Source organism: Burkholderia sp. Bp9031, assembly GCF_003857965.1.
Taxonomy (GTDB): domain Bacteria; phylum Pseudomonadota; class Gammaproteobacteria; order Burkholderiales; family Burkholderiaceae; genus Burkholderia; species Burkholderia ambifaria_A.
The window spans coordinates 15,808-37,972 of the sequence record NZ_QTPW01000027.1 but is presented as its reverse complement, the minus strand read 5'-3'; the positions used below and the strand labels follow the sequence as shown (position 1 = coordinate 37,972).

The 22,165-nt window shown below is 68.0% G+C and carries 22 protein-coding genes, 1 pseudogene and 1 riboswitch; of the genes and pseudogenes, 19 read left to right on the top strand and 4 right to left on the bottom strand.

From position 1 onward, the window contains the following. The first annotated feature begins 46 nt into the window (after window positions 1-46). The 3 genes and pseudogenes from DIE15_RS27595 to thpR all read left to right on the top strand — a co-directional run bounded on the left by DIE15_RS27595 (window position 47) and on the right by thpR (window position 2,817). Window positions 47-1,513: a glutamate synthase subunit beta gene (locus DIE15_RS27595; RefSeq protein WP_124834830.1), complete on the top strand. Its 1,467-nt coding sequence runs from the start codon at window positions 47-49 to the stop codon at window positions 1,511-1,513. Window positions 1,514-1,840: 327 nt separating this feature from the next. After that, a pseudogene (locus DIE15_RS27585) lies at window positions 1,841-2,254 on the top strand (alanine:cation symporter family protein); the annotation flags it as partial. Further along, window positions 2,251-2,817 carry an RNA 2',3'-cyclic phosphodiesterase gene (thpR, locus tag DIE15_RS27580; RefSeq protein WP_057924783.1) on the top strand — a complete coding sequence of 189 codons (567 nt, stop codon included), beginning with the start codon at window positions 2,251-2,253 and terminating at the stop codon, window positions 2,815-2,817. The pseudogene DIE15_RS27585 and the gene thpR, both read left to right, overlap by 4 nt. A 97-nt stretch (window positions 2,818-2,914) precedes the next feature. On the opposite strand, the gene DIE15_RS27575 is transcribed toward thpR, so the two are convergent. From DIE15_RS27575 to DIE15_RS27560, 4 genes are all read right to left on the bottom strand, one after another. Continuing rightward, window positions 2,915-4,243, bottom strand: a complete 1,329-nt coding sequence (locus DIE15_RS27575) for a D-amino acid dehydrogenase (RefSeq protein ID WP_124834828.1) — start codon at window positions 4,241-4,243, stop codon at window positions 2,915-2,917. Window positions 4,244-4,265: 22 nt separating this feature from the next. Next, complete coding sequence (locus DIE15_RS27570) at window positions 4,266-5,528, bottom strand: MFS transporter (protein ID WP_057924781.1); 1,263 nt, start codon at window positions 5,526-5,528, stop codon at window positions 4,266-4,268. A 180-nt stretch (window positions 5,529-5,708) separates the two neighbouring features. After that, window positions 5,709-6,485, bottom strand: a complete 777-nt coding sequence (locus DIE15_RS27565; RefSeq protein WP_124834827.1) for an SDR family NAD(P)-dependent oxidoreductase — start codon at window positions 6,483-6,485, stop codon at window positions 5,709-5,711. Then, a complete protein-coding gene (locus DIE15_RS27560; RefSeq protein ID WP_057924779.1) occupies window positions 6,482-8,251 on the bottom strand; it encodes an ABC transporter ATP-binding protein/permease in 1,770 nt (589 codons plus the stop codon). The genes DIE15_RS27565 and DIE15_RS27560 overlap by 4 nt, the downstream gene beginning before the upstream one ends. A 268-nt stretch (window positions 8,252-8,519) precedes the next feature. Then, window positions 8,520-8,643: riboswitch (TPP riboswitch) on the top strand. Between the two features lie 234 nt (window positions 8,644-8,877). Here DIE15_RS27560 and DIE15_RS27555 point away from each other — a divergent pair. The 16 genes from DIE15_RS27555 to hisD all read left to right on the top strand — a co-directional run bounded on the left by DIE15_RS27555 (window position 8,878) and on the right by hisD (window position 22,109). Beyond that, the gene (locus DIE15_RS27555; protein ID WP_057924778.1) at window positions 8,878-10,014 is read left to right on the top strand and encodes an FAD-dependent oxidoreductase; all 1,137 of its coding nucleotides are present in this window, start codon (window positions 8,878-8,880) and stop codon (window positions 10,012-10,014) included. A 32-nt stretch (window positions 10,015-10,046) separates the two neighbouring features. Beyond that, a complete protein-coding gene (thiS, locus tag DIE15_RS27550) occupies window positions 10,047-10,244 on the top strand; it encodes a sulfur carrier protein ThiS (RefSeq protein ID WP_014898319.1) in 198 nt (65 codons plus the stop codon). A 39-nt stretch (window positions 10,245-10,283) separates the two neighbouring features. Then, window positions 10,284-11,099 carry a thiazole synthase gene (locus DIE15_RS27545; protein WP_039322226.1) on the top strand — a complete coding sequence of 272 codons (816 nt, stop codon included), beginning with the start codon at window positions 10,284-10,286 and terminating at the stop codon, window positions 11,097-11,099. Next, window positions 11,096-12,220 (top strand): thiamine phosphate synthase, encoded by a 1,125-nt coding sequence (gene thiE, locus DIE15_RS27540; RefSeq protein WP_124834826.1) that lies wholly within the window; start codon window positions 11,096-11,098, stop codon window positions 12,218-12,220. The genes DIE15_RS27545 and thiE overlap by 4 nt, the downstream gene beginning before the upstream one ends. A gap of 84 nt (window positions 12,221-12,304) precedes the next feature. Then, the gene (locus DIE15_RS27535) at window positions 12,305-13,126 is read left to right on the top strand and encodes an ABC transporter ATP-binding protein (protein ID WP_124834825.1); all 822 of its coding nucleotides are present in this window, start codon (window positions 12,305-12,307) and stop codon (window positions 13,124-13,126) included. Then, window positions 13,123-13,890 (top strand): lipid asymmetry maintenance ABC transporter permease subunit MlaE, encoded by a 768-nt coding sequence (mlaE, locus tag DIE15_RS27530; protein ID WP_057924776.1) that lies wholly within the window; start codon window positions 13,123-13,125, stop codon window positions 13,888-13,890. Before DIE15_RS27535 ends, mlaE begins: the two co-directional genes overlap by 4 nt. A gap of 24 nt (window positions 13,891-13,914) precedes the next feature. Next, window positions 13,915-14,484 carry an outer membrane lipid asymmetry maintenance protein MlaD gene (gene mlaD, locus DIE15_RS27525; RefSeq protein WP_057924775.1) on the top strand — a complete coding sequence of 190 codons (570 nt, stop codon included), beginning with the start codon at window positions 13,915-13,917 and terminating at the stop codon, window positions 14,482-14,484. Window positions 14,485-14,516: 32 nt separating this feature from the next. Then, window positions 14,517-15,482 carry a VacJ family lipoprotein gene (locus tag DIE15_RS27520; protein ID WP_124834846.1) on the top strand — a complete coding sequence of 322 codons (966 nt, stop codon included), beginning with the start codon at window positions 14,517-14,519 and terminating at the stop codon, window positions 15,480-15,482. A 110-nt stretch (window positions 15,483-15,592) separates the two neighbouring features. After that, window positions 15,593-16,222, top strand: a complete 630-nt coding sequence (locus DIE15_RS27515; protein WP_057924839.1) for a phospholipid-binding protein MlaC — start codon at window positions 15,593-15,595, stop codon at window positions 16,220-16,222. Beyond that, entirely contained in the window at window positions 16,219-16,494 is a 276-nt protein-coding gene (locus DIE15_RS27510; protein ID WP_057924773.1) for a lipid asymmetry maintenance protein MlaB, read from the top strand. The genes DIE15_RS27515 and DIE15_RS27510 overlap by 4 nt, the downstream gene beginning before the upstream one ends. A gap of 192 nt (window positions 16,495-16,686) precedes the next feature. After that, window positions 16,687-17,613: an ABC transporter ATP-binding protein gene (locus tag DIE15_RS27505; RefSeq protein ID WP_057924772.1), complete on the top strand. Its 927-nt coding sequence runs from the start codon at window positions 16,687-16,689 to the stop codon at window positions 17,611-17,613. Beyond that, window positions 17,610-18,464 (top strand): ABC transporter permease, encoded by an 855-nt coding sequence (locus DIE15_RS27500; RefSeq protein WP_242431758.1) that lies wholly within the window; start codon window positions 17,610-17,612, stop codon window positions 18,462-18,464. The genes DIE15_RS27505 and DIE15_RS27500 overlap by 4 nt, the downstream gene beginning before the upstream one ends. Before the next feature lie 51 nt (window positions 18,465-18,515). Beyond that, the gene (locus DIE15_RS27495) at window positions 18,516-18,755 is read left to right on the top strand and encodes a BolA family protein (RefSeq protein ID WP_006477131.1); all 240 of its coding nucleotides are present in this window, start codon (window positions 18,516-18,518) and stop codon (window positions 18,753-18,755) included. A 13-nt stretch (window positions 18,756-18,768) separates the two neighbouring features. Further along, window positions 18,769-20,118 carry a UDP-N-acetylglucosamine 1-carboxyvinyltransferase gene (gene murA / locus DIE15_RS27490; RefSeq protein ID WP_057924770.1) on the top strand — a complete coding sequence of 450 codons (1,350 nt, stop codon included), beginning with the start codon at window positions 18,769-18,771 and terminating at the stop codon, window positions 20,116-20,118. Continuing rightward, window positions 20,115-20,768, top strand: coding sequence for an ATP phosphoribosyltransferase (gene hisG / locus DIE15_RS27485; protein WP_006751807.1), 654 nt, complete (start codon window positions 20,115-20,117; stop codon window positions 20,766-20,768). The genes murA and hisG overlap by 4 nt, the downstream gene beginning before the upstream one ends. A 24-nt stretch (window positions 20,769-20,792) precedes the next feature. Next, window positions 20,793-22,109, top strand: coding sequence for a histidinol dehydrogenase (gene hisD, locus DIE15_RS27480; protein WP_057924769.1), 1,317 nt, complete (start codon window positions 20,793-20,795; stop codon window positions 22,107-22,109). Window positions 22,110-22,165 lie beyond the last annotated feature (56 nt).

Below are 22,165 nucleotides of genomic sequence, written 5' to 3'. Positions count from 1 at the left end.
CCGCGCGCGGCTCCCCCACCCGATACACCGAACAGAAGAGCACCTTATGGGCAAGGCAACCGGTTTTCTGGAGTTCGAACGCCGCCACGAGGCGTACGAAGCACCGCTCACGCGCGTGAAGCATTACAAGGAATTCGTCGCGGCGCTGACCGACGCGGACGCGAAGGCGCAGGGCGCGCGCTGCATGGATTGCGGCATCCCGTTCTGCAACAACGGCTGCCCGGTCAACAACATCATTCCGGACTTCAACGATCTCGTTTACCGCCAGGACTGGCAGCAGGCGATCGAAGTCCTGCATTCGACCAACAACTTCCCCGAGTTCACGGGCCGCATCTGCCCGGCGCCGTGCGAGGCGGCATGCACGCTCGGGATCAACAACGATCCGGTCGGCATCAAGTCGATCGAGCACGCGATCATCGACAAGGCCTGGGCGGAAGGCTGGGTGAAGCCGCTGCCGGCCGAGAACAAGACGGGCAAGAAGGTCGCGGTCGTCGGTTCGGGCCCCGCCGGCCTCGCCGCCGCGCAGCAGCTCGCGCGTGCGGGCCACGACGTGACGGTGTTCGAGAAGAACGATCGCGTCGGCGGCCTGCTGCGTTACGGGATCCCCGACTTCAAGCTCGAGAAGTGGCTGATCGATCGCCGCATGCGCCAGATGGAAGCGGAAGGCGTGACGTTCCGCACCAGCGTGTTCATCGGCAAGGATCCGCTGCCCGAGTCGATCGGCAGCCTCGCGAAGGAAACCATTTCGCCGGAGAAGCTGAAGGAAGAGTTCGACGCGGTCGTGATCGCGGGCGGTTCGGAAACGCCGCGCGACCTGCCGGTGCCGGGCCGCGAGCTCGCCGGCGTCCATTTCGCGATGGACTTCCTGCCGCAGCAGAACCGTGTGAACGCGGGCGACAAGCTCGTCGACCAGCTGCTCGCGAAGGGCAAGCACGTGATCGTGATCGGCGGCGGCGATACGGGTTCGGACTGCGTCGGCACGTCGAATCGTCACGGCGCGAAGCAGGTCACGCAGTTCGAGCTACTGCCGCAGCCGCCGGAAGAGGAAAACAAGCCGCTCGTGTGGCCGTACTGGCCGATCAAGCTGCGCACGTCGTCGTCGCACGAAGAAGGCTGCGAGCGTGACTGGGCGGTCGCGACGAAGCGTCTCGAAGGCAAGAACGGCAAGGTCGAGAAGCTGATCGCGGTGCGCGTCGAATGGAAGGACGGCAAGATGCAGGAAGTGCCGGGCTCCGAGTTCGAGATGAAGGCCGACCTGGTGCTGCTCGCGATGGGCTTCACGCAGCCGGCAGCCACCGTGCTCGAGGCGTTCGGCGTCGCGAAGGACGCGCGCGGCAACGCACGTGCGGCGACCGAAGGCGATCGCTCGTACTACACGTCGGTCGACAAGGTGTTCGCGGCAGGCGACATGCGTCGCGGCCAGTCGCTCGTCGTCTGGGCGATCCGCGAAGGCCGCCAGTGCGCGCGCTCGGTCGACGCGTACCTGATGGGGCATTCGGAACTGCCGCGCTGAGCTGAATCGCTCGAGCGGGTTTCGATGACAACCGGGCGTCCGAAAGGGCGCTCGGTTTTTTTATGGTCGGCACCTGCTGGTGCCGATGTCGGCCAGCCAGCCTCCGGTTCCGCTCGCGCGTGTTCGCGGTTGCCGCATCCCTCGTCATTTTCCCGAGGCGTCGCCTAACCTGATCACATCGGGCGTCGATTTTCCACGATCCTGTTATCTTTCATTTTGTAATGTTCGTTGGAAACGGTCATGTCATGGCGCCCCTTCGGCCGTGTTCGCGCGGTTGCCGCATATGACCGACGCCATTTACAAGGACTCTGGATGGAAGCATTCGTGCAAGGGTTGATCCGGATGCCCGGCGTGTTCGTCGACACGATCGTGATCTGCAGCGCGACCGCATTCGTGATCCTGCTGTCGGGCCAGTACGAGCTCGGCACCGGTATGGTGATGTCCGGCAGCGTCGGGCAGTTGCCGCTCGTGTGGGCGGTGGCCGATACGAGCATGGGGCTGATGGCGATCATCAATCTGGTCGCGATCCTCGCGCTCGGCAAGCATGCGCACGCGGCATGGCGCGATTATCGTCGCCAGCGCGCGGAAGGTGTCGCCGATCCGGTGTTTACGCGCAACATGATCCCGGAACTCGCGAATGTGCCGCCGCCCGACGTGTGGGGCGAGCACGGCCCGCTGCCGCAGCGTCCGGCCGCGGCCGATGCGGACAATACCGTGCGCGTGGCGGTGCGCGCGTCATGAACGGTGACCGGCTGCGCGTGTTTGTCGCGCTGATGCCCGATGCGGCGTCGCGCGATGCGCTGCATGCGTTGCCGGTCACCCGAGGCGCGCGGCGTCCGCTGCCCGCACAGCTGCATGTGACGCTTGCGTTCGTCGGCGCGATCGAACGGGCGCGCTGCGACGCACTGGCCGCGTGCATGCCGGCGCTCGCGGCCGCGCATCCGCTGCCGTCGATGCCGGTCGAACGGATCGCGTGGTGGCCGAGCCTGCCGCGCGCCCGGCTGATCGTCGCGGAACTGGCTGCCGTGCCGGCATGCGAGGCGTTGAATGCCGCGCTGTCGGCAACATTGCGCGAGCTCGGCGTGCCGGCCGACCGGCGGCCGTTCCGTCCGCACGTAACGCTCGCGCGGCTGCCGCACGACGCGGTCGGGCAGCCGGCGCACGGCGGCGCGGTGGGGCGGCCGGTCGCGCTGCGGTTCGACGCGCTCACGCTGTTCGAAAGCCGGCTGTCGAACGAAGGCGTGTCGCATCGGCCGATCGTGTCGGCGCCGATTGCGCGGGCGGACGGCGCGGGGGCGCAATGAAGCGTTCCGGCGACATACGGCGAACGGCCGCCATTCTCGTCAGGCTCCACGCAGCTGTTCCGGCGCGGCGCTTCGACGCTGCTGCCTTCAGTCCAGGCTACCGCCCGTAGCGCGCGAGCGTCAGCCCAGCCAGATCGATCTCCGGTTCCCGCCCCGTGACGAGATCCGCCAGCACCTTCCCCGAACCCATCGACATCGCCCAGCCGGTCGACCCGTGGCCGACGTTCAGCCAGAGTCCGCCGATTCCGCTCGCCCCCAGTAGCGGCGGCCCGTCGGGCGTCATCGGCCGGCGGCCGACCCAGAAGCGCACCGACGCGCGATCGGCCGCTTGCGGGAACCAGTCGTCGAGCACCTTCATCAGCGTATCGAGCGCTTGCTGGCGCAGCGCCGCATGCCGGTTGCCGAGCTCCGCCGTGCCCGCTACACGCAGCGTCGGGCCGAAGCGCGTGATTGCCGTCTTCAGCGATTCGTCCATCAGGGCGGCGCGCGGTGCCTTTTCATCGTCGACGACGGCCAGCGTCGCCGAGTAGCCTTTCACCGGATACAACGGCACGTCGATGCCGTGCGGCCGCAGCAGGCCGGCGCTGTCGACGCCGAGTGCGACGACGATCGCGTCGGCGGCGAGCCGCGCGTCGCGGTGCGTGCCGCCGTCATTCGAGGCGAGTGGATCCGGTCGCCCCCGATCCTGCGACTCGTCGGCGTTTTCTCCGACGATCCGTATGCCGAGCACCTTGCCGGCTTCGACATCGAGCGCCTGTACCGCCGTGCGAAAGCGGAACGTCACGCCGTTCGCTTCGCACAGCGCACGCAGTTCGCGCGTGAAGCGAGCGCAGTCGCCGGCTTCGTCGTCGGGCAGGTAGATGCCGCCGACGGGCGCTTGCCGGGCCCAGCGCAGGCCCGGCTCGATCGCGGTACAGCCGGCCGCGTCGAGTTCGCGAAACGCGATGCCGGCGTCGCGCAGCACCTTCAGCGCGGGCTGCACCATCTCGACGTCGAACGGGCCGCGCAGCAGCTGCAGGTAGCCGCGGCTCGCGCCATAGTCGAACGGATGACGATCGCGAAACGCATGCAGGCACGCGCGGCTGTAGTACGCGATGCGCTGCATTCGCTGCTTGTTCACGCGGAAGCGCTCGAATTCGCATTCGCGCAGCCAGCGCGCGATCCAGCGCCACTGCGCGGCATCGAGCGTTGGCCGGAAGATCAGCGGCGACGCGGGCTTGAACAGGTATTTGAGGATCTTGCCGGGCATCCCGGGTGCAGCCCACGGCGTCACGTAGCCGGGCGCGATCACGCCCGCGTTGCCGAGGCTCGTCGCCTGCGCGACGTCGGCCTCGCGCTCGATCACGGTGACGTCGCAGCCCGCTTCGCGCAGGTGCCACGCGGTGGCGACGCCGATCACGCCGGCGCCGAGAACGATCACATGCATGCGGTTTCCGGAGGGAGGGCGTTCAGGACACGACGGCCGGATCGTCGACGAGCGACTTGCCGCGCGTTTCCGGCAGCACGAGCGCGGCGACGATCACGAGCAGGTAGCCGGCGCCCGCGACGAGGCCGATCGCCTTCACGAGCGACATCGTCTGCGACAGCGAGCCGACGAGGATCGGGAAGAACGACCCGAGCCCGCGGCCGAGGTTGTAGCAGAAGCCCTGGCCCGACCCGCGGATGGCGCCCGGATACAGCTCGGACAGGTAGGCGCCAATGCCCGCGAAGATGCCCTGCACGACGATGCCGAGCGGGAAGCCGAGCAGCAGCATCGCGGTGTCGGTGATCGGCAGCATCGTGTACGCCATGCCGAGCGCGAACGAGCCGACCGCGAACAGGATGAACGACGCGCGCCGGCCGAGCCGGTCGGACAGGATCGCGCCGACCACATAACCGACGAACGAGCCGACGATCAGCACGACGAGATACCCGCTCGTGTTGAACACGGACAGGTGGCGGACGGTTTTCAGGTAGGTGGGCAGCCACGTCGTGATCGCGTAGTAGCCGCCGAGCATGCCGGTGCATAGCACGCTGCCGAACAGCGTCGCGCGCAGGTGTTGCGGCGCGAAGATCTCGAGGAAGTGGCCCGACACGCGGCCTTCGTCGCGCGCGCGGCGGGTGGCCGTGTAGATGTCGGGATCGCTGACGTTGCGACGGATGTAGAGAATCCACAGCGCGGGCACGATGCCGATCCAGAAGCACGCGCGCCACGCGATCTGCTCGGGCAGCAGCGCGAAGAACGCCCAGTAGAGGATCGCGGCCGCGGCCCAGCCGAACGACCAGCTGCTCTGCACGGTGCCGACCGCCTTCGCGCGGTGCTCGGGTGAGCGGATCGTCTCGGCCATCATGATCGTCACGACCGACCATTCGCCGCCGAAGCCGAAGCCCTGCAGCGTGCGCGTGGCGAGCAGTTGCCAGAACGAATGCGTGAAACCGGACAGGCAGGTGAACAGCGCGAACGTCGCGATCGTCCACTGCAGCACGCGCACGCGGCCGTAACGGTCGGCGAGGATGCCGGCGGCCCAGCCACCGATCGCCGACGAGATCAGTGAACTCGTCGCGATCATCCCTGCCTCGCTCTTTGTCATCCCCCACGAGGCGATCAGCGTCGGAATCAGGAACGAGTAGATCATGAAGTCGAACGCATCGACCGCGTAGCCGCCGAAACCGGCGTACAGCGTCCTGCGCTCGCGCGTCGACAGTTCGTGAAACCACTGGATTGCCTGCATCTCGCCATCTCCGTGTCGGTTCGTGTCGTGCTGCCTGGCGTGCTGCCGTGTGGCAACCATTCTACGGGCGCGCTGCGGGGCGCCAAAATGGTCGATGCAGGGTGGTGCGGGAAACGGTAGCGATCGGCGACGCGTCGCGATGCGAATGGCTGGTGCTCGAGGAGCAGTATGTTTGACGCGTCAGAGCGTCAGGCCGCCGTCGACGTGCACGACCTGGCCGGTGATTTGCCGCGCGGCGTCCGACAGCAGGAACGCGATCAGTGCGGCGACGTCGTCGGGTTCGGCGATCCGGCCGAGCGGCGTCGCCTGTTCGGCTTGAGCCCACGCAGCCGCATTGCCGGCGCTCGGGCCGTGATCCTTGCGCGTGAAGCCGGGGGCGACCGCATTGACGGTGATGCCGTGCGCGGCGAACTCGGCTGCCGCGGTGCGCACCAGCGATTCGAGCGCGGCTTTCGCGGCGGCGGTCGCCGCGAACGGCGCATCGGCGCGGTAGCGGTGTGCGACGAACGAACTGACCGCGACGATGCGCGGTGCCGCCGACGCCTCGAGCAGCGGCCGCGCGCGGCCCGCAAGCGCGGAGAACGCGCCGGGCATCGCCGCGAACGCGGACGCGAGCGTGTCGGGCGAAAGATCGGAAAAAGTCTGTCGTGCCGCGAAGCCGGCGTTCGCGACGAGGTGATCGAGCCCGCCGAAGCGCGCGACGGTCGCGTCGACCAGTGCCGCGGCGACGCTGGCTTCGGCGAGATCGCCGGTGAGCGTCACGCATTCCGCGCCTGCCGCCGTGCAGGAGGCGGCAACGTCGTCGAGCCGCTTGCGGGCTGCGTCGTCGGCGCCGCGCGCATGCAGCGCCAGCGCGGTGCCGGGTGCCGCCAGCCGCCGCGCGAGCGCCGCGCCGATCCCCGACCCTGCGCCGGTGATCAGCGCGATCCGTGCGAGGTGCGCGGCGCGTGCGCTCACGCCGCGACCTTGTCGTTGTCGTTCACACGCTCGACGTTGATCGTGCCGACATGGAACGCGGCCAGCGACTCGCGGTGCGCAATGCTGACGATCGCGGCCTTCGGCAGCCGCTCGGCGAACAGGTGATAGAGCCGCGCTTCGTTGTCGGCGTCGAGCGCGCTGGTCGCTTCGTCGAGGAACAGGAAGTCCGGCTTGTGCAGCAGCACGCGTGCACCGGCGAGACGCTGCTGTTCGCCCGGCGACAGCACGCGCGTCCAGTGGCCGGTCTCGTCGAGGCGCTCGACGTAGTCTTCGAGGCGGCACGCGCGCAGCGCGTCGCGGCACGCGTCGTCGGTGAATGCGTCGGGCGCGGCCGGATAGGTGAGCGCAGCCTTCAGCGAGCCGATCGGCAGGTAGCTCGTCTGCGGCACGAACATCATCCGCGCGCCGACCGGCGCGTCGATCGCGCCGTCGCCGAACGGCCACAGGCCCGCGATCGCGCGCATGAACGTGCTCTTGCCGGAACCCGATTTGCCGATCACGAGCCAGCGCGAGCCGGGCTCGATCGTCACGTTGCCGATGTTCGCGAGCGCGTTGCCGTTCGGCAGTGCGAGCTTCAGCGACGACGTCGACAGCTTCGCGGCGTCGACGTAGTGCAGGTTGATGCCGCCGTGCTCGGTCGCGGGCGACAGGCTTTCCTTCAGGTGCGAGGTGCCCATCACGCGCTTGAATTCACGCAGACGGTTGACGGTGGCGCGCCATTCGACGAGGGTCGAGTAACTGTTGATGAACCACGAGAACGAATCGCTGACGGTGCCGAACGCGGACGAGATCTGCATCAGCACGCCGAACGAGAAGGCGCCCGCGAAATAACGCGGCGCCGCGACGACGAGCGGGAAGATGATCGCGATCTGCCCGTAGAAACTCAGCACGAACGTGAGGCGCTTCGTGTACTTCATCACGCGCCACCAGTTGTCGCGGATGCGCATGAACAGGTTCTGCGCGTTGCCGGTTTCGGTTTTCTCGCCCTCGTAGAACGCGATCTGCTCGGCGTTCTCGCGCACGCGAATCAGCCCGAAGCGGAAATCGGCCTCGACGCGCTGCTGCTGGTAGTTGATCGACACGAGCGGGTGGCCGACCTTCTGGATGATCAGCGAGCCGACCACCGCGTACAGCGCGGCTGCCCACACCATGTAGCCGGGGATCGCGATCGGCGTCGCGCCGAGCGACACCGTCAGCGCGCCGGCGAGCGACCACAGGATCGTGATGAACGATACGAGCGTGACGACCGTCGACAGCAGGTCGAGCGACAGCGCGAGCGTCGTCGTCGCGAACGACTGGAGGTCGTCGGTGATCCGCTGGTCGGGGTTGTCGGCGAGGCGGTCGCGTTCGATCCGGTAGAACGCGCGATCGCCGAGCCACTGGCCGAGAAAGCGGTCGGTGAGCCACTGGCGCCAGCGGAACCCGAGCATCTGCCGCAGGTAGCGGCCGTACACCGCGAGGATGATGAAGCCGAACGCGAGCGCGGAGAACTGCATCAGCAGGTTCGGGAAGTCGTGGACGTCCTTCGACTGCAGCGCGTTGTAGAACTGCGCGTTCCACTTGTTCAGCTTGACGTTGATCCAGACTACGCAGAGGTTGATCGCGATGATCGTGATCAGCAGCCCCCATGCGACTTTCCATTCGGACGACACCCAGTAGGGCTTGATGAGACTCCACGCGGATACCGGGCGCTCGTCCTGCGGCGCGTCGGAGGCGGAGCGGACGGGATCGATCGATTGGGTCATGTGCTTCCTGATGAGTAGCCGGCGCGCGGGCCGGGCGAAGCCGGGCGCGCGCCGCGATACGGCATGCCGGGACGAGGTGCCGACTGACGGCGGGCGTCCGGATGGTGGCCCGCGCGTCTTAAACGGCACTTAAGGCCGGCGGTGACGCGGCAACCGGCCGCTCGCGCGGCCGGCCTGCGGGCATTGTGCCAGAGCGGCGCGTCGCGACGGCGAATTTGCCGCAAGGGGACAGTTTGCGGCGCTTTCCGCTTTTATGGTCTAATGGCCGACGACGAAACAGGGGTGCTTCGAGCGCGGCCGACGGGTTATTCCGGGCAACGCGGCGAGGCTGAGAAAGACCCTTCGCACCCGATCCGGGTAATACCGGCGAGGGAAGTTTCTGATCCCGCCGGGCCGCGCTGGCTGCCATCCCACATGGTCAGCGCCCGAGTCCCGCCCGGCCGGCCTTTGCTGCCGGTTTCGTCCTTTTGGGTACGCGCTTTGCGCGTTACGGAAGGAATGATGACCGCTCAATCTTCAGTTTTTTGCGCTGTTCCCGAACCGCTGTCGTGTGCGCTGGCACGGGACGGCGCGCGCGCGTCGACGTCCGTCGCACGGGCCGGCTCGGTTTGCGGGGAGGGCGCGCGATGAACGTCCACGCTTCCCGGCCGGATTTCGCGGTACTCGGCGGCGGCCTCGTCGGCCGCCTGATCGCCTGGCGGCTCGCGGGCGACGGGCATCGCGTCGCGCTGTACGAGCGCGGCGGCCCGGACGGCGAGCAGTCGGCCGCGTGGGTCGCGGCCGCGATGCTCGCGCCGCTCGCCGAGGCGGCGAGTGCCGAGCTGCTGATCACCGAGCTCGGTGCCGCATCGCTCGCGCGCTGGCCGCAATGGCTCGCGGAACTGCCCGAACCGGTGTTCTTCCAGCATCGCGGCACGCTCGTCGTCTGGCATCACGCGGATCGCGCGGAGGCGCCGCTGTTCGAGCGGCGCGTGCGCGCGAATGCGCCGGCCGAGCTGTTCGACGGCGGCTTCGTCGCGCTGGCCGGCGCGCAGGTCGATGCGGCCGAGCCCGCGCTTGCGGGGCGCTTCGCGCGCGGCCTGATGCTGCCGCGCGAAGGTCAGCTCGACAACCGTCAGGCGCTGCGCGCACTCGCGGCGGGCCTCGCGCAGCGCGGGGTCGAACTGCACTGGCACGCGACGATCGACGATGCGAACCGGCCTGACGCGCATTTCACGATCGATTGCCGCGGGCTCGGCGCGAAACCCGCGCTGCCCGCGCTGCGCGGCATCCGCGGCGAAGTCGCGCGCGTGCGCGCGCCCGGCATCGGGCTCACGCGGCCCGTGCGGCTGCTGCATCCGCGCTATCCGCTGTACATCGCGCCGAAACAGGATGACCTGTACGTGATCGGCGCGACCGAGGTGGAGGGCGAGGACATGTCGCCCGTCAGCGTGCGCTCCGCGCTCGAACTGCTGAGCGCGGCGTTCTCCGTGCATCCGGCGTTTGGCGAGGCGCGCATCCTCGAACTCAATGCGCAGTGCCGCCCGACGCTGCCCGACCACCGCCCTGCGGTGATCTGGGACGGCGCGACGACGCTCGCCGTCAACGGCCTGTATCGGCACGGCTTCATGATCGCGCCGGAGGTCGCGCATGCGGCGGCCGCGTTCGCGCAAGCCGCGCTCGGCGGCACGTTCGCCGATGCCGATGCGTTCGTCGCATGGCGCGATGCCGCGCGCTGGCCGACGCTCCTTCATCACCGCGACGACGCGCGCCAGCCAGCCTGACGCGCGCCGCCCACCGAATTCGACCCAGCCTCATGGATATCCAGATCAACCAACAGACCCTGACGCTGCCCGATGGCGCGACGGTGGCCGACGCGCTCGCCGCATACGGCGCACGTCCGCCGTACGCGGTCGCGCTGAACGGCAATTTCGTCGCGCGCACGCAGCATGCGGCGCGCGCGCTCGCGACGGGCGACAAGCTCGACGTGGTGCACCCCGTCGCGGGCGGCTGAGCGCCGCCGGTTCGTCCCCCGCTCTTCCAGGAAAACGACATGACGTCCCTCACATCCGCCGACGCGCTGACGCTGTACGGTGAAACCTTCGCAAGCCGCGTGCTGCTCGGCACGTCGCGCTATCCGTCGCTGCAATCGCTGTCCGACTCGATCGCCGCGTCGCGCCCCGGGATGGTGACGGTCGCGCTGCGCCGCCAGATGACGGGCGGCACCGCCGAGGCCGGCTTCTTCGACCTGCTCAAGCGTCACGCGGTGCCGCTGCTGCCGAACACGGCCGGCTGCCAGACCGTCGCCGAGGCGGTGACGACCGCGCACATGGCGCGCGAGGTCTTCGACACCGACTGGATCAAGCTCGAGCTGATCGGCGACGACTACACGCTGCAGCCCGACCCGGTCGGGCTGATCGAGGCAGCCGCGCAACTGGTCAAGGACGGCTTCAAGGTGCTGCCGTACTGCACCGAGGATCTCGTGATCGGCCGGCGCCTGCTCGACGTCGGCTGCGAGGCGCTGATGCCGTGGGGCGCGCCGATCGGCACCGGCAAGGGCGTCGTGAACCCGTACGGGCTGCGCGTGCTGCGCGAGCGGCTGCCGGACGTGCCGCTGATCGTCGACGCCGGGCTCGGCGTGCCGTCGCACGCGTGCCAGGTCATGGAGTGGGGCTTCGACGGCGTGCTGCTGAACACGGCCGTGTCGCAGGCCACGCATCCGGAGATCATGGCGCGCGCGTTCGCGCAGGGTGTCGAGGCCGGCCGTGCGGCCTACCTCGCCGGGCCGATGGATGCGCGCGAGACCGCGCATGCGAGCACGCCGGTCGTCGGGATGCCGTTCTGGCACCAGGACGGAGGCGGTGCATGAGCGCGCGCTTCGCCGACGCATTCTGGCCGCCCGCCGATGAGCTGGCCGAAGCGGCCGAGCGGATTCGCGCGCGTCTCGGCGACTGGCCGGCAGGCACGAATCCGCGGCGGCTGTGCGTCGCGGCGCCGGACGTGCCGGCCGACGGCGACGTGCTGATCGTGTCGGCCGGCGACCGTGCCGCGCAGGCGCGCGCGTCGGCCGCATCGCGCCCCGCGGCGCCGGATGCGGTCGCGATCGAATTCGACGAGCACGGCGCGGCGCTGCATGCCGCGGGCGTGCGCTACGCGCTGGAAGCCGCGCATCCGCTCGCCGACGACTGGATTGCGGCGCTCGCCGCGTTCCTCGATTGCGGTTTCGCGCCGATCGACGCGTTGGTGCTCGCGCTGGCGTGGCGCGACGGCGACGAAACGCGCGGCGCGGATGCGTGGCCGGTCGACGCCGCGCGGTTCCCGCGCGGCGCCGGCCTGGCCGCCGCGCCGGAGCCGGCATTCCCGCCATGCCCCGCGCAGCTCGGCCTTTATCCGGTTGTCCCCGACGCCGAATGGGTCGAGCGCGTGCTCGATTGCGGCGCGCGGACCGTGCAGCTGCGTGTGAAAGGCGCGACCCCCGACGCGCTGCGCAGCGAAATCGCGCGTGCGGTCGCGGCCGGGCGCCGTTATCCCGATGCGCGCGTGTTCATCAACGATCACTGGAAGATCGCGGTAAAAGAAGGTGCGTACGGCGTACATCTGGGCCAGGAGGACCTCGAGACGGCCGACCTGGCCGCGATCGCGCGCGCCGGCCTGCGGCTCGGGCTGTCGAGCCACGGATATTACGAAATGTTGCGCGCATTGCACGAGCGCCCGAGCTACCTGGCGCTCGGTCCCGTGTACGCGACCGCGACCAAGGCAGTTGCGGCGCCGCCGCAAGGCCTCGCGCGGATCGCCCGCTACGCACGCTTCGCCGGGACGCGGGCGCCGCTTGTCGCGATCGGCGGCGTGGGGCTCGACGCGTTGCCGGATGTGCTGGCGACGGGCGTCGGCAGCGTCGCGGTCGTCAGTGCGGTCACGGGTGCCAGCGATTATCGGGCGGCGATTGTTGCATTGCAGCAATACTTTGCCCGACAATTTGACAATCATTGACCGCAGGGCCCGGAACGGCTTCACGACATCATTCCAAGGCAGGCCCTATAATTCGGCGTTCTGCGTAAAAGGAATGTCAGCTCCGTGAGCCCCACTCCTCCCGACACACTGCTGGAACTTCGCGACGTCGACTTTGGCTACGGCGACCGCCTCGTCCTGTCGAACCTGAACATGCGCTTCGGGCGCGGCCGGGTCGTCGCTGTCATGGGCGGGTCGGGTTGCGGCAAGACGACCGTGCTGCGCCTGATCGGCGGCCTGGTGCGCGCACGCCGCGGCCAGGTGCTGTTCGACGGCGCCGACGTCGGCGCGCAGACGCGCGACGGCCTGTACGCGCTGCGCCGCAAGATGGGCATGCTGTTCCAGTTCGGCGCGCTGTTCACCGACATGTCGGTGTTCGAGAACGTCGCGTTCGCGCTGCGCGAGCATACCGACCTGCCGGAAGACCTGATCCGCGACCTCGTGCTGATGAAGCTCAACGCGGTCGGGCTGCGCGGCGCGCGCGACCTGATGCCGTCCGAGGTGTCGGGCGGGATGGCGCGTCGCATCGCGCTCGCGCGCGCGATCGCGCTCGATCCGCAACTCATCATGTACGACGAACCGTTCGCGGGCCTCGACCCGATCTCGCTCGGCATCACCGCGAACCTGATCCGCACGCTGAACCAGGCGCTCGGCGCAACGTCGATCCTCGTCACGCACGACGTGCCGGAATCGTTCGCGATCGCCGATTACGTGTATTTCCTGGCAAACGGCGGCGTGCTCGCGCAGGGTACGCCCGACGAGCTGCGCGCGTCGACCGATCCGAGCGTGCGGCAATTCATCGACGGCGCGCCGGACGGTCCGTTCAAATTTCATTACACGAGCCCGCCGCTCGCAGCGGATTTCGGGCTCGGTGGAGGGCGCGCATGATCAGCGCGATCGGACGTTACGTCATCGGCGGCCTCGAGCGCGCGGGCTACGGCACGCGGCTGTTCGTGCGCCTCGTGCTGGAATTCTTCCCGCTGCTGCGCCGGCCGCGGCTGGTCACGAAGCAGATCCACTTCCTCGGCAACTACTCGTTCGTGATCATTGCCGTGTCGGGCCTGTTCGTCGGCTTCGTGCTGGGCCTGCAGGGCTACTACACGCTGAACCGGTACGGGTCCGAGCAGGCGCTCGGCCTGCTGGTCGCGCTGTCGCTCGTGCGCGAACTCGGCCCGGTCGTGACCGCGCTGCTGTTCGCGGGCCGCGCGGGCACGTCGCTCACGGCCGAGATCGGCCTGATGAAGGCCGGCGAGCAACTCACCGCGCTCGAGATGATGGCCGTCGACCCGATCAAGACGGTGATCGCGCCGCGCCTGTGGGCCGGCATCATCGCGATGCCGCTGCTTGCCGCGATCTTCAACGCGGTCGGCGTGCTCGGCGGCTATTTCGTCGGGGTCGTGCTGATCGGCGTCGATCCGGGCGCGTTCTGGTCGCAGATGCAGGGCGGGGTCCAGGTGTGGGCCGACGTCGGCAACGGCGTGGTCAAGAGCATCGTGTTCGGGTTCGCCGTGACCTTCATTGCACTGTTTCAGGGGTATGAAGCGAAGCCCACGCCCGAGGGCGTGTCGCGCGCGACGACCAAGACGGTCGTGTTCGCGTCGCTCGCCGTACTCGGCCTCGATTTTCTGCTGACCGCGCTGATGTTCAGCTAAGCCTCAGCCAAGCCAAATTTTGGGATGACGATGAAAAAGACTGCTCTCGACTTCTGGGTCGGCCTGTTCGTGGTGGTGGGCTTCCTTGCGGTGCTATTCCTGGCGCTCAAGGTGGGCAACATGAGTTCGCTGTCGTTTCAGCCGACCTACTCGGTGCGAATGAAATTCGACAACATCGGCGGGCTGAAGCCGCGCGCAGCCGTGAAGAGTGCGGGCGTCGTGGTCGGCCGCGTGAAGGCGATCGGCTTCGATCCCAACACCTACCAGGCGCTGGTGACGATCGATATCGATGGCCAGTACCCGTTCCCGAAGGATTCGTCGGCGAAGATCCTGACGTCGGGCCTGCTCGGCGAGCAATACATCGGCCTCGATCCGGGCGGCGACACCGAAATGCTGAAGTCGGGCGATACGATCACGATGACGCAGTCGGCGATCGTGCTCGAGAACCTGATCGGCCAGTTCCTGTACAGCAAGGCAGCCGACGCGGGCGGTGCGAAGCCGGCCGCCGGCGCATCGGCAGCGCCGGCCGCACCTGCCGCACCCGCGCCGGTCGCGGTGCCGGCGTCCGCGGTGTCCGGTTCGGCCGCCCAATAACCACACGAGAGAAAGACAAGAGGGTAATGACCATGCAGACGATCCGCATCAGGCACGCCGCGCTCGCCGTGGCGGCAGTCGCCGCGTTGAGCGGTTGCGCGACCGTGCAGACGCCGACCAAGGGCGATCCGCTCGAAGGTTTCAACCGGACGATGTACAAGTTCAACGACACGGTCGACACGTACGCGCTGAAGCCGGTCGCGAAGGGCTACCAGTACGTGGTGCCGCAGCCGGTGCGCGACAGCGTGACGAACTTCTTCTCGAACATCGGCGACGTCTATATCGCGGCGAACAACATCGTGCAGCTGCGGGTCGCGGACGGTGTCGGCGACATCATGCGCGTCGTGATCAACACGGTGTTCGGCGTCGGCGGCCTGTTCGACGTCGCGACGATCGCGAAACTGCCGAAGCACACGGCCGACTTCGGGATCACGATGGGCCGCTACGGCATGCCGTCGGGCCCGTATCTCGTGCTGCCGCTGCTCGGACCGAGCACGGTGCGCGATACGGCCGGCCTCGGCGTCGACTACGTCGGCAACCCGCTCACCTACGTGAAGCCGGACGGCCTGAGCTGGGGCCTGTTCGGCGTGAACCTCGTCAACACGCGTGCGAACCTGCTCGGCGCGGGTGACGTGCTGGATGCCGCGGCGCTCGACAAGTATTCGTTCGTGCGCAACGCATACCTGCAGCGCCGCCAGATGCTGATCGACAACGCACGTGGCGAGGCCTCGACGACGTCGAGCAACGATGCGCTGCCGAAGTACGACCTGCCGGACGATGGCGCGGCACCGGCGGCAGCCGGCGCGGCCGGTACGGCGGGTGCCGCGGCAGTCGGCGGCGCGACGGCACCGGCCGGTGCCTCGGGTGCGGCCGTTGCTGCACCGGCGTCGGGCAGCGCCGAAGCGCCGAACCCGGCCAGCGCGACGAACGTGCCGGCCATGCAGATGACGCCGCCCGCACCGGGCGGGATCCGCTTCCCGAGCATCAAGCTGCACTGACCAACTTACATTCGTTACAGCCCGAAACGATTCAGTCGGTAGCGCGCGCGAACTTGCGCGTAAGCTACCGGCTCCAACCTTTGCATCGACTCTTCATGCAGGTCACTATGATGAAAAAACTGTTCCTGATCCCCGTTTTCGCGGCGCTGTTCTCGTTCGGCAGCGCAGCTCACGCGCAAGTCGACCAGTCGAACCCGCAGTCGCTGATCAAGACGGCGACGCAGCAGGTGCTCGACGAGGTCAAGCAGCAGACGATCAAGCAGGGCGACACCAACCGCATCATTACGATCGTCAACAAGGACATCCTGCCGTACACCGATTTCCGCCGCACGACGCAGCTCGCGATGGGCCGCAACTGGCGCACGGCGTCGGCCGAGCAGCAGCAGCAGGTTCAGGAGCAGTTCAAGCTGCTGCTGATCCGCACGTATTCGGGCGCGCTCGCGCAACTGAAGCCGGATCAGCAGATCCAGTACCCGCCGTTCCGCGCCGATCCGGCCGACACCGACGTCGTCGTGAAGACGGTCGCGATGAACAACGGCCAGCCGGTCCAGATCGACTACCGCCTGTACAAGACGGCCAACGGCTGGAAGGTGTATGACCTGAACGTGCTCGGCGCGTGGCTGATCCAGACGTACCAGCAGCAGTTCAACGAGAAGATCCAGCAAAGCGGCGTGGATGGTCTGATCAAGTTCCTGACGCAGCGCAACCAGGAACTTGCCGCCGGCAAGCAGGCGTCGTGAGCGGCTTCGCAGCCAGCTCCTCTCTGACCGTCGCGAGCGCGAAGTCCGCGCTCGCGGACGGTCTCGCGCGCATCGGCGCGGGTGCCACCGCCGTCGATTGCGCGGCGCTGACGCAGTTCGACTCGTCCGCGCTCGCCGTGCTGCTCGCATGGCAACGTGCCGCGAAAGCGCGCGGCGCGACCCTCGACATCCTCAATCTTCCCCCGAAGCTCGCCAGCCTCGCGCGCGCCTACGGCGTCGACGCGCTCATCGAAGGCACCGGGCGACATTGACCCTGTCCGACCGAAGCCTGCCGCGCCACTCGGCACGCGCACGCTTCAGGCCGCGCGCCTCCGGCGCCGGCTCCACCAGCCGGTTTGCCCTATAATCAAGCGTTTTGCGGGGCAGCCAATCGGCGTCCGGCCCCCATTTTCATTCGCAGCAAGCACAGAATAGGCGTCGCGGCCCTTGCGCCGCGCACAGTCATGTCAGCCATAGAAATCCGTCACGTCAAGAAGCGCTACAAATCGCTTCAGGCGCTCAAGGGCGTCAGCCTGTCGGTCGAGGAAGGCGAGTTTTTCGGTCTGCTCGGCCCGAACGGCGCAGGCAAGACCACGCTCATCAGTATCCTCGCCGGGCTCGCCCGGGCCGATGAAGGCAGCATCTCGGTGCGCGGCCACGACGTCGTCAAGGACTTCCGCGGCGCGCGCCGCGCGCTCGGCGTCGTGCCGCAGGAACTCGTGTTCGACCCGTTCTTCACCGTTCGCGAGACGCTGCGGATCCAGTCCGGCTATTTCGGGCTGCGCCGCAACGACGACTGGATCGATGAAGTGATGGCCAATCTCGACCTCACCGAGAAGGCCGACGCGAACATGCGCGCGCTGTCGGGCGGGATGAAGCGCCGCGTGCTGGTCGCGCAGGCGCTCGTGCACCGGCCGCCCGTGATCGTGCTCGACGAGCCGACCGCCGGCGTCGACGTCGAACTGCGCCAGACGCTGTGGAAATTCATCTCGCGGCTGAATCGCGAGGGCCACACGATCGTCCTGACCACCCATTACCTCGAGGAGGCCGAGTCGCTGTGCGACCGCATCGCGATGCTGCGTCGCGGTGAAGTCGTCGCGCTCGACCGCACTGACGCGCTGCTGCGCCGCTTCGCGGGGCTGCAACTGTACCTGCGGCTCGCGACGGGCGCGTTGCCCGCCGAGCTGCGCGGGCTGGAGACCGATCCGGCCGCGCGCGCGCCGGGCGAGCATCTGCTGCGCCTGTCGAACTACGACGACGTCGAGCGTATCCTCGCGCAATGCCGCGCGGCGGGCTGCACGTTCGACGAGATCGAGGTCCGCAAGGCGGATCTCGAGGATGTGTTCGTCCAGGTGATGAACGGGGCCGAGGTGATCGAGGGACTGGCATGAATCAACAACCCCCACGCGACCTGCGTTCGCTCGGAGGGGCGCAGCCCCCCCGTTCCCGCCAAACTCCAGAGCCCGGCGCTGTCGGGCGAGTGTCGGGAAGCGGTTTTCAAACGCTGTTCTACAAGGAACTGCTGCGCTTCTGGAAGGTGTCGTTCCAGACGGTGTGCGCGCCGATCGTGACGGCGCTGCTGTACCTGACGATCTTCGGGCATGCGCTGTCGGGCCGCGTCGAGGTGTATCCGGGCGTCGAGTACGTGAGCTTTCTCGTACCCGGTCTCGTGATGATGAGCGTGCTGCAAAACGCGTTCGCGAACAGCTCATCGTCGCTGATCCAGTCGAAGATCACCGGCAACCTCGTGTTCGTGCTGCTGCCGCCGCTGTCCTACAGGGACATCTTCGGCGCATACGTGCTTGCGTCCGTCGTGCGCGGGCTCGCGGTCGGCACGGGCGTGTTCGTCGTGACGATCTGGTTTATCCCGATGCATTTCGCGGCGCCGTTGTTCATCATCGCGTTCGCGCTGCTCGGCTCGGCGATCCTCGGCACGCTCGGGCTGATCGCCGGGATCTGGGCCGAGAAGTTCGACCAGCTCGCCGCGTTCCAGAACTTCCTGATCATGCCGCTGACGTTCCTGTCCGGCGTGTTCTATTCGACGCACTCGCTGCCGCCCGTGTGGCGCGAGATCTCGCGTCTCAACCCGTTTTTCTACATGATCGACGGCTTCCGTTACGGGTTCTTCGGCGCGTCCGACATCAACCCGCTCGCGAGCCTCGCGATCGTCACCGGTTTCTTCGTGCTGCTCGCGATCTTCGCGATGCGGCTGCTCGCGACCGGCTACAAACTGCGTCATTGATATCGACAGGCAGCGGCCGCCACGGGCGGCGCGCGCCGACAGGAGCCCCTCATGTTGCCGACTCCCGAACAGGTCAAGCAATACATCGCCGGCGGTCTCGCCTGCACTCATCTGGAAGTCGAAGGCGACGGCCAGCATTTCTTCGCGACGATCGTGTCGGCGGCCTTCGAAGGCAAGCGGCCGATCCAGCGGCACCAGCTCGTCTATGCGGCGCTCGGCGATCGCATGAAGCAGGAAATTCACGCGCTCAGCATGAAGACGCTGACGCCCGCCGAATGGCAGAACGCATAACCGGAACCACTGAGTGCAAGTCACCGTCAACGAGCGCGACGCCGTCCAGAGCGTCGCCACGGCACACCCGGCCGCCAACGGGGAATCACAGGGACAGGGGATGGACAAGCTGGTGATCGAAGGCGGTCGCCGGCTGTCGGGCGAGATCGTCGTGTCGGGCGCGAAGAATGCCGCGCTGCCGATCCTGTGTGCGGGGCTGCTCAGCGCCGAGCCGGTCGAGCTCGACAACGTGCCGAACCTGAAGGACGTGCGCACCACGCTGAAGGTATTGAACCAGATGGGCGTGAAGAGCGAAACGGACGGCTGCCGCGTGCAGCTCGACGCGTCGCGCGTCGACAACCTCGTCGCGCCGTACGAGCTCGTGAAGACGATGCGCGCGTCGATCCTCGTGCTCGGGCCGCTGCTCGCGCGCTTTGGCGAGGCGAAGGTGTCGCTGCCGGGCGGCTGCGCGATCGGCGCACGCCCGGTCGACCAGCACATCAAGGGTCTGCAGGCGATGGGCGCCGAGATCAGCATCGAGCACGGCTTCATCGAAGCCCGTGCGAAGCGCCTGAAGGGTGCGCGCATCGTGACCGACATGATCACGGTGACGGGCACGGAAAACCTGCTGATGGCCGCGACGCTCGCCGACGGCGAGACGGTGATCGAAAACGCCGCGCGCGAGCCCGAAGTGAGCGATCTTGCACACTTGCTGGTCGAGATGGGCGCGAAAATCGACGGCATCGGCACCGACCGCCTCGTGATCCAGGGCGTCGAGCGGCTGCATGGCGCACGCCATTCGGTGATTCCCGACCGCATCGAGGCCGGCACGTTCCTGTGCGCGGTCGCGGCAGCCGGCGGCGACGTGATGTTGACGGGCGTGCGCCCGCACATCCTCGACGCGGTGATCGACAAGCTGCGCGAGGCCGGCGTGTCGATCGAGGAAGGCGATAGCTGGTTGCGCGTGAAGATGGACCGCCGCCCGTCGGCGGTGACGATCCGCACGTCGGAATACCCGGCGTTCCCGACCGACATGCAGGCGCAGTTCATGGCCCTCAATTCGGTCGCGACGGGCACCGCGCAGGTCGTCGAGACGATTTTCGAGAACCGCTTCATGCACGTGCAGGAGCTGAACCGGCTCGGCGCGAACATCACGATCGACGGCAACACGGCGCTCGTGACGGGCGTCGACAAGCTGTCCGGCGCGAACGTGATGGCGACCGACCTGCGTGCGTCGGCGAGCCTCGTGATCGCCGGGCTGCGCGCCGAAGGCGAAACGCTCGTCGACCGCATCTATCACCTGGACCGCGGCTACGACCGCATGGAAACCAAACTGACCGCCGTCGGCGCGAACGTGCGCCGCCTCTCCGGGAGCCAAGCATGACCGCGCCGCTGACCCTCGCCCTGTCGAAGGGCCGGATTTTCGAGGAAACCTTGCCGCTGCTGGCAGCCGCCGGCGTGCAGGTGGCCGAGGATCCGGAAACCTCGCGCAAGCTGATCCTGCCGACGACCGATCCGAACCTGCGCGTGATCATCGTGCGCGCGAGCGACGTGCCGACCTATGTCGAATACGGCGCGGCCGATTTCGGCGTGGCGGGCAAGGACGTGCTGGTCGAGCACGGCGGCTCGGGCCTGTACCAGCCGATCGATCTGAACATTGCACGCTGCCGCATGTCGGTGGCCGTGCCGGCCGGCTTTGACTATGCGAACGCGGTGCGCCAGGGCGCGCGCCTGCGGGTCGCGACCAAGTACGTCGAAACGGCACGCGAACACTTTGCCGCGAAGGGCGTGCACGTCGACCTGATCAAGCTGTACGGCTCGATGGAGCTGGCGCCGCTGGTCGGGCTGGCCGACGCGATCGTCGACCTCGTCAGCTCGGGCGGCACGCTGAAGGCGAACAATCTGGTCGAGGTCGAGGAGATCATGGCGATCTCGTCGCGCCTCGTCGTGAACCAGGCTGCGCTGAAGTTGAAGCGCGCGGCGCTCAAGCCGATTCTCGACGCGTTCGAACGCGCGTCGCAGAATGGCAATTGAGCGCATCACCGTAACGGAACTCCCATGGCCATCACCATTCGCAAACTCGATTCGACGAGCGACGGCTTCAACGCCGCGCTGCGTGCGGTGCTCGCGTTCGAGGCGAGCGAGGACGAAGCGATCGAGCAGTCGGTCGCGAAGATTCTCGCCGACGTGAAGTCGCGCGGCGACGCCGCGGTGCTCGAGTACACGAACCGCTTCGACCGGCTGGACGCGAAGAGCGTCGCCGCGCTCGAGTTGCCGCAGGACGCGCTGCAGACGGCGCTCGACGGTCTCGCGCCGAAGGCGCGCGCGGCGCTCGAAGCCGCTGCCGCGCGCGTGCGTGCGTACCACGAGAAGCAGAAGATCGAGTGCGGCACCCATAGCTGGCAGTACACGGAAAGCGACGGCACGGTGCTTGGCCAGAAGGTCACGCCGCTCGACCGCGTCGGCCTGTACGTGCCGGGCGGCAAGGCCGCCTATCCGTCGTCGGTGCTGATGAACGCGATTCCCGCGCGCGTCGCGGGCGTCGGCGAGATCGTGATGGTCGTGCCGACGCCGGACGGCGTGAAGAACGAGCTCGTGCTTGCCGCGGCGCTGCTCGGCGGCGTCGATCGCGTGTTCACGATCGGCGGCGCGCAGGCGGTCGGCGCGCTCGCGTACGGCACCGAAACCGTGCCGGCCGTCGACAAGATCTGCGGGCCCGGCAATGCATACGTCGCATCGGCGAAGCGCCGCGTGTTCGGCACGGTCGGCATCGACATGATCGCCGGCCCGTCGGAAATCCTGGTGCTGTGCGACGGCACGACCGATCCGAGCTGGGTCGCGATGGACCTGTTCTCGCAGGCCGAACACGACGAGCTCGCGCAGTCGATCCTGCTGTGTCCCGATGCCGCGTTCCTCGAGCGCGTCGAGAAGGCGATCGACGAGCTGCTGCCGACGATGCCGCGCCAGGACGTGATCCGCGCGTCGCTCGAAGGCCGCGGCGCGCTGATCAAGGTGCGCGACATGGCCGAAGCGTGCCGGATCGCGAACGACATCGCGCCCGAGCACCTCGAGATTTCCGCGCTGGAGCCGCAGCAATGGGGCCAGCAGATCCGCCACGCCGGCGCGATCTTCCTCGGCCGCTACACGAGCGAAAGCCTTGGCGACTACTGCGCGGGCCCGAACCACGTGCTGCCGACGTCGCGCACCGCGCGCTTCTCGTCGCCGCTCGGCGTGTACGACTTCATCAAGCGCTCGAGCCTGATCGAGGTCAGCGCCGAAGGTGCGCAGACGCTCGGCGAGATCGCCTCCGAGCTCGCGTACGGCGAAGGGCTGCAGGCGCACGCGCGCAGCGCCGAGCTCCGGATGAAGGGGTGACGCGCGCCGGAGCCGATGCCGACGCATCGGTTCCGGTCGACGAGGAGACCCTGCGC